The following is a 6,515-nucleotide window of genomic DNA, read 5'->3' as shown; positions in this document are numbered from 1 at the left end:
GGGTAGGGCCTCGGTGTCCCGGGTCGGCCTGGTGGTGGCGATGTCCGTTATCAGGTTGACCGGGGAATCGGTCTCGCAGGTCTCGGTGACATGGATCAGATAGCCGCTCCAGCGGGTGTTGCCCCGGATGGCCCGGCGGGCTTCGCGGTCGTAGGGCGAGACGATCCGCACAGCGCCTTTGGGCTGCCCGTCCTTCGCGGTGCGGGGACGTAACCCGCCACGGGCGTCGAGGAGGAAGTTCTGCACGACGATCTGCCGCAGCGTTTCCGCGCGGGGCCCACGCCGGTGCGGCGGCAGGCGCTCGAGGAGCCGCCGGGCGTCCGCTCCCGCCTGCTTGAGCCGGGTGGCTGGGTGACTGGGTTGGCTGGGGAGTCGGACCGGACGCCCGTAGCGGGTGGCCCACTCGGCGTCCACCAGGCCGTCGAGGATGTCAGGGGCCCGCTGGGCGGCTTCCTCCAAGGCCGCGCGTATTGCTTCGAGGACCAGCTCCAGACGGGACAGGTCCCGCGCGGCGGCCAGCACCTGGGTGGAGTCGGTGCGCTGCCTGCCACGCTCAGTGACCACGCCGGCATCGCGCATCCGCTCCAGCGACAGGGAGAGCAGCTGGTCCGCGCGGTCGTCCTTGCACAGGCGATCACGGAAGTCCGTCAGCACACTGTGGTGGAATCCCGGATCGTCCAACTCCAGAGCCAGGGCGTACTTGAAGTCGATACGACACCGCACCGCCTCGGCCGCCTGTCGATCGGAGAGGTTGAGCAGAAACTGCAGGACACAGACCATGGCCAGTTGGGCCGGCGAAAGCCCGGGGCGGCCGTCGCGCGGGTACCAGGGACTGAAGTCCCTGTCGTCCCAGAGCCCGTCGAGGTGATCACGCACCCACATCGCCGTAGTGCCGCGAGGGTTGCTGGCCCGCGCCACATGCGCCGTAAGCTCCGGCACCACCACCCCGGACCGGGGACGAACGGACACGGATCACCTCAGCAGGACAGGACAACGTCGGACCACCCGAAGTGTTCCAACCACCGACAGCCCTGTCCCGAGAAGTTCAAGATCCCCGACAGAGTCGCTCAATGGCTGATCCGGGAGTGACGGCCCCAGGAAGCAGGGGGCGCGGGGGCATGCCGTATCGGACCATACACGTCGGTGGTGTGTCTGAATCTGTACGCTCCGTAGTCGCAGAGGTGTCGGTGCCATTCGCCCCGACCTCCTGAAGGGCTCTTTAAAGGTCGAGGTCACTTCCTTCGAGTCCTGTGAACCGGTAGTTTCTCCGACACTCCCCAGTGGCCCACCGAGGTCCGCATGGAAGGCAAGGGCTACGTCAAGTGCGACGGGGGACGTGGTGGAGTTCCGCTTCAACGTGTGAGTCTTTCGAGTGGGCCCCTCTTACTTGCGTTGATGCAGGTCAGGGGCTTCTCGCGGGTGGATGTGGTGGAGTTCTGCCGGAACATCAAGCGGGGATGGTCAGGGTTGCGAGGCTTGTGTTTGTGCAGGTCAACGCCATGTGTCGGGGTAGTTGAATCTGGTCGGGGTTTCCGGTTGCTGGATTTGCGCTGACTCGACCTGACCACCAGTCAGGGAATGAGGTGGTACTCGGCCACCAGGAAGCCGGCTCCGGTGCCTGCTGCACAAGCCGAGATCCTCGCCCGTCCTGCCCTGCAGGACCTCAGTTCGAGCCGTGCCTGTGGTCGCCGTCGGTACCGTTTCGGAGCTGCTTCGGCTTTCCCGAGCATGACGACGGAAGACGGCGTGGGCACAGCTCTCAGTCCCCTCGTGATCACGCACATCCTGGTGCTCAAGTGCAGGTTGACGGTGTGCTTCCACGGCACTCTCGCAACGTGCCGTCGTATTGCCGCCGGTGGCGCGCTTGGTGCCCCGGCGCAACCTGGTTCCCAAGGGGCGGCCCCTCTCCGGGCCGCCCCTTGGGAACCGTGGCGCATCCGCAAGCCGGAGAGGCTGCCGGAATGCGGGACTGCTGCATGGATGGTGGGGCAGGTCATGCGACCTGTTCCACCGCCTGGGTTCCAGACGCAGTCAGGCGGTGCACAGAAGTCAGGAGGCGGGGGGCGCGTTGGTGATGATCTGGCTCATGGCGGCGAGCACGGAGGGGCCATCCGGTAAGAGGCCTATGTACCGGCCGCTCGGATACGAGCAGGCCGGCTTCCTTGAGCTTCTTCAGGTGGTGGGAAACGGTGGGCTGGGAGACGCCGACGTCGGGGATGTCGCACACGCACGTCTCGCCGCCCGGGCGGGAGGCGACGGCGGCGAACAGTCGCAGCCGCACCGGGTCCCCGAGCGCCTTGAACATCTTCGCCGCCCGCTCGGCCTCATCGACGTTCACGGTCCGTTCACTCAGCGGCGGGCAGCACGGCTGGACAGCGCTCGGGGCTGCGTGGCCCAGTAGCGGCAACATCTTCACATTCGACATAGGTCTATGTTGACGCATGTCGAAACAGGGTGGTAGGGGTGCCCGCCGGATGGCTGCGGGCGCCCCTGTTCCTGCGCTCAGAGGCCCGCGGCCGCCGGTGCCCCTTGGACGTGCGCGGCCAGCGGCGGAATCACGTAGTGCGCGTCCCGGGCCACGCCGCGCAGTGTGTTGGAAGCGAAGGACCGCTGGAATTCCAGACCCAGGTAGACCAGGCCCGGGTGGGTGGCCGACAGGCCGCCGCTGTGCAACGGGGCGCCCTCGGGGCTGAGTGCTCCCAGCGGCCTGAGGTAGTCCAGGCTGGGTCGGTAGCCGGTGGCCAGCAGGACGACATCGGTTCTCTCGCGGGTGCCGTCCGACCACACCACCGTATCGCCGTCCAGGGTGGTGAACATGTCCTTACGCCGCAGACGGCCGGTGGTCAGGGCGGTCTCGTACTGCCCGGCATCCACGACGAGGGTGCCGCCGGCGTAGTGCGCAAGCCACTCCGGCGGCAGCTCGTCGAAGCCGGTGGTGGTCAGCCAGTGGTGAAAGTCCCGGCCCTGCCGGATCTGCGGCAGGAAGCGGATCGGGGTGCGGCTGGCGAGGGTCACCTCGGCTGCCTCGGCGAGTTCGTAGCCGACCTGTACGGCGGAGTTGCCGCCGCCGACGACCACGACGTGCTTGCCCGTGTACGGGGCGGGGTCGCGGTAGTCGGCCACGTGCAGCAGCTCTCCGGTGAAGCTCTCCTGCCCGGGCAGGGCGGGGCGCACGGGGCTGTTGAAGGAGCCGGTGGCTGCGACCACCCCGGCGGCGGCGATGTTCTGACCGCTCGCGGTGCGGACGGAGAAGCCCGACGCGCCGTGCTCGACGGCCGCCACGCGGGTGCTGGTGCGCACCTGGACGCCCAGGTGCTTCTGGTAGCGGGCAAGGTAGTCGACCACCTCGTCGCGGCGCGGGTAGCGGTCGCCGTCCCCGTCGAACGGCAGGCCCGGTAGTGCGCTGAAGCGGGCAGGCGAGAACAGCGCGAGGCTGTCGTAGTAGTGCGGCCAGGACCCGCCTGCCTGCTCCGATGCCTCCAGCACCACAGGATCGATGCCGTGCTCGCGCAGGACTCCCGCTGCGGCGAGTCCCGACTGCCCGCTTCCGATAACCACAACCTCTGTGTGCTCCACAGTGACCCCTAGATTCGACGTATGTCTATGTTGACGCTCATCGAATCAGGTGTCACGCTGGTTGCGCAAGCATCGAAGAATGTCGAACCAAGCAGGGAGTCGCCGTGAACGCGCCCGCCACCACTGAACTGCCAGTCGTCGTGATCGGCGCCGGCCCCTCCGGGCTTGCCGCAGCCGCACACCTGCTCGACCGCGGTCTTGTCCCGCTGGTCCTGGAGGCCGGATCGGCAGCCGCGACCGCGGTGCGCGAGTGGTCGCACGTGCGGCTGTTTTCTCCCTGGGGCGAGGTCATCGACCCGGAAGCGGAGAAACTCCTCGCACCCACCGGCTGGACCAAGCCCGACGCCGCCACCTACCCCTCCGGCGGCGACTGGGCCGAGCACTACCTCCAGCCTCTGGCAGACGTCCTCGGCAACCGGGTGCGCTACGGTGCCACCGTCACCGGCGTCTCCCGCGCCGGCCGGGACCGCGTCGTGGACGCAGACCGCGAAATCCAGCCCTTCGTCGTCCACATCACCGACCCCGGCGGCCGCGAAGAACGCGTGACCGCCCGCGCGGTGATCGACGCCTCCGGCAGCTGGACCACCCCCAGCCCCGCAGGCGCCAGCGGTCTGCGCGCCCTCGGCGAGGAAGCCGCTGCCGACCGCATCACCTACCGTGTCCCCGACCTGAAAGACCCGGCCGTCCGCGCGCGATACGCGGGTAAGCGCACCGCCGTGCTCGGCTCAGGCGCCTCCGCGTTCACCGCTCTGGCTCACCTCGCCGAACTCGCCAAGACGACCGACGGTGTGGACACCAAGACGGTATGGATTCTGCGGCGCGGCATCTCCGGATCCACCTTCGGCGGCGGCGAAGCCGATCAGCTGCCTGCCCGTGGCGCCCTCGGTCTGGCAGCGAAGGCCGCCGTCGACAACGGCTATGCGGAGGCGGTCACCGGCTTCCGCACCGAAGCCGTCGAGCGTGACCGCGCCGGCCGCCTCGTCCTCGTCGGGGAGGACGGCCGACACCTTGAGCCGGTCGATCAAGTCATTGTCCTGACCGGTTTCCGACCCGACCTGACCTTTCTCTCCGAGCTCCGGCTCGGCCTGGACGAGCGTCTCCAAGCACCCCTTGCGCTCGCCCCGCTGATCGACCCCAACCAGCACTCCTGCGGCACTGTCTACCCCCACGGCCACAACGAGCTGTCTCATCCGGAGCCCGGGGTCTACCTGGTCGGTATGAAGTCCTACGGCCGTGCCCCGACCTTTCTGGCCATGACGGGTTATGAGCAGGTCCGCTCCATCGCCGCCGCCCTCGCCGGTGACGTCGAGGCCGCCGACAATGTCGAACTCACCCTCCCCGAGACCGGGGTATGCACCGGTGCCGGACTTACCGACATCTCCGACGTCCGGCCCGGCACCGGTGCGGAGGACTGCTGCGGGACGGCATCGGACGCGCAGCCGGTTCAGCTCACCGCCCCGGCCGCGGTATCGGCCGGCGCTGAGGCGGCCCCGGTCAGCGGGAACTGCTGCGACTCGTGACCGCCCTCAAGACCAGCGGGGTCGCCACCGGGGTCGAGGACCGGTCGCGGCCCCGCGCCGCACTCTTTGCGCTGTGCGTCACCCAGATCACCAGCTGGGGCACGGTCTTCTACGCCTTTCCCGTCCTCAACCCGCAGATCATCGCCACCACCGGCTGGTCAGCAGGTGCAACCACCGCTGCGTTCTCCCTCGCACTCATCGTCTCCGCACTCGCCGGAATCCGCGTAGGACGCACCATCGACCACCATGGCCCGCGCGTTGTCATGACCACCGGTTCCGTTCTCGGAACCGTGAGCCTTCTGGTCGTGGCCGCCGCTCCGAATCTCCCGGTCTTTTTCACCGGCTGGTTCCTGGCCGGGGCCGCCATGGCAGCCACCTTCTACCAGCCCGCCTTCGCCGCCCTCACCCGCTGGTGGGCCCCGTACCACGTCCGCGCACTGACCATCGTCACCCTCGCCGGCGGACTCGCCTCCACCGTCTTCGCCCCCCTCACCGCCGCACTCGCCCACCATCTGAGCTGGCGTACCACCTACGCCGTCCTCGCCCTCGTCCTCGCTTGCGTGACCATCCCCGCCCACGCCCGGGCCCTCAGACACCCCTGGCCACCCGCCCAACCGACCCCCACCCACGCTGACAACAACGCCAATACGGCTTCCCGCAGCCGACCCTTCTGGGCACTAGCAGGTGTCCTCACCCTCTCCACCTTCGCCGCCTTCGCCGTCGTCATCGCCCTCGTCCCCCTCCTCCTCGAACGCGGCTACTCCGGCACCCAAGCGGCCTGGGCCCTCGGACTCGGCGGCGCCGGACAAACGCTCGGCCGCGCTCTGTTCGCACCCCTTGCCCGCCACACCACCGCGGCCACCCGCACCACCGTCCTGATTGCCCTCGCAGGCGCCACCATCGCCGCACTCGCCGCCGTGCCCGGCCCCTACAGCCTCCTGGCCGCCCTCTCCAGCACGGCCGGGATAGCGCGTGGCAACCTCACACTCCTCCAAGCCACTGCAGTCACTGACCGCTGGGGCACCACCCACTACGGCCGACTCTCCGGACTCCTCGCCGCACCCACCACCGCCGCCACAGCCCTCGCGCCCTTCGCCGGCGCCGCACTCGCCGCCCCCCTCGGCGGCTACCCCCACCTCTTCGCCTTCCTCGCCCTTCTCACCCTGCTCGCCGCCTGCGCGGCACCATGGACCAAACCGAACAGACAGCTGTCGGCTAACGGTGTCGGGGCGCTGTATCCCCGATGAGGCTTGGCCCTTCTTCCCAAGGCCGGTCTCATCTCACGACCAGAACACAGCCGTGGGTGCCAGGGGGGTCACCAACGGCAGTGGGCGCGCAGGTTGTCACGGATTTCGGTCTGGAGTTCCAGCGCTCCTTCTTCTCGAATGCCTATGCGGTGTGACCGTTGACGCCTCGCAC

Annotated in this window: 4 protein-coding genes and 1 pseudogene; 2 read left to right on the top strand and 3 right to left on the bottom strand. The window is 68.8% G+C overall.

The genetic code is table 11. From position 1 onward, the window contains the following. The 3 genes and pseudogenes from ACFYNS_RS07495 to ACFYNS_RS07485 all read right to left on the bottom strand — a co-directional run. On the bottom strand, positions 1–882 hold an 882-nt coding region (locus ACFYNS_RS07495), incomplete at its 3' end, for a transposase (RefSeq protein WP_388601417.1). Positions 883–2,049: 1,167 nt separating this feature from the next. Then, positions 2,050–2,425, bottom strand: a pseudogene (locus tag ACFYNS_RS07490) (ArsR/SmtB family transcription factor). 77 nt (positions 2,426–2,502) lie between these two features. Beyond that, positions 2,503–3,558 carry an NAD(P)-binding domain-containing protein gene (locus ACFYNS_RS07485; protein ID WP_360692181.1) on the bottom strand — a complete coding sequence of 352 codons (1,056 nt, stop codon included), beginning with the start codon at positions 3,556–3,558 and terminating at the stop codon, positions 2,503–2,505. A 122-nt stretch (positions 3,559–3,680) separates the two neighbouring features. On the opposite strand from ACFYNS_RS07485, the gene ACFYNS_RS07480 reads away from it, so the two are divergent. Then, entirely contained in the window at positions 3,681–5,096 is a 1,416-nt protein-coding gene (locus ACFYNS_RS07480; RefSeq protein WP_360692178.1) for an NAD(P)-binding domain-containing protein, read from the top strand. Beyond that, positions 5,093–6,343 (top strand): MFS transporter, encoded by a 1,251-nt coding sequence (locus ACFYNS_RS07475; RefSeq protein WP_360692175.1) that lies wholly within the window; start codon positions 5,093–5,095, stop codon positions 6,341–6,343. Before ACFYNS_RS07480 ends, ACFYNS_RS07475 begins: the two co-directional genes overlap by 4 nt. Positions 6,344–6,515 lie beyond the last annotated feature (172 nt).

Source organism: Streptomyces sp. NPDC006925, from assembly GCF_042869575.1.
Classification (GTDB): Bacteria; Actinomycetota; Actinomycetes; order Streptomycetales; family Streptomycetaceae; genus Streptomyces.
The sequence above is the reverse complement of the archived record's forward strand: the minus strand, read 5'-3'. Positions and strand labels throughout refer to the sequence as shown.